The 587-nt window shown below is 65.9% G+C and carries 1 protein-coding gene; it reads right to left on the reverse strand.

The features are described from left to right. Nucleotides 1-535: major capsid protein (locus ACRPLY_RS26815; RefSeq protein ID WP_432232233.1), on the reverse strand; the 535-nt coding region annotated here is incomplete at its 3' end. Between the last annotated feature and the right edge of the window lie 52 nt (nucleotides 536-587).

Genomic DNA, 587 nt, shown 5'->3' on the forward strand with positions numbered 1-587 from the left:
CGATCTGCCCTGCGACGAGACCCGGCATCTCCGCATCGACGAGCGAGAACTTCGGATCGGTCGCGGTCAGGGTCTGACCCCAGAACGTGGCGCCGAGCTCGGTCCCGTTGTAGTCATCGATGGCGGTCGGCTCCGGCAGGAAAAGCAGCGTGTCGTCAGGGATGACGCGCCCGCTCTTCGTGCGCCGGTCGTAGATGATGATGTCGGGCAGGCCGGCTGAGGACACGATGCCGCGAACATCCTGCTCCATCGGGCGGCGGAACGCCCCAGCAGCGGTCTGGCCCTGCATGACCTTAAGGCCGGACAGGGCGCGGAACACGCGGCGCGACATGACGATCGCGCCGGGTTCGGTGCCGTTGCGGGTGGAGTACAGGTCCATCCACGTCTCGAGTTGGGTCAGTCCGTCCGTGGTGTCGGTCGACCAGAGGCTGTTCGCGGTGATGGTCAGGTCGGCGTCTCGACCGAAGTCATCGCTGGTCTTGTAGTTCGACTGCGTGATGGTCGCCTTGCCTGTGGCGAGCACAATGCCACGCATCCGCTCCACCGCATCAGCGATAGCCAGCACGCACCGGTCGGCAGCGCGGAAG

The sequence above is a fragment of the Priestia sp. TGN 0903 genome (assembly GCF_050846855.1).
GTDB classification, from domain to species: domain Bacteria; phylum Bacillota; class Bacilli; order Bacillales; family Bacillaceae_H; genus Priestia; species Priestia zanthoxyli.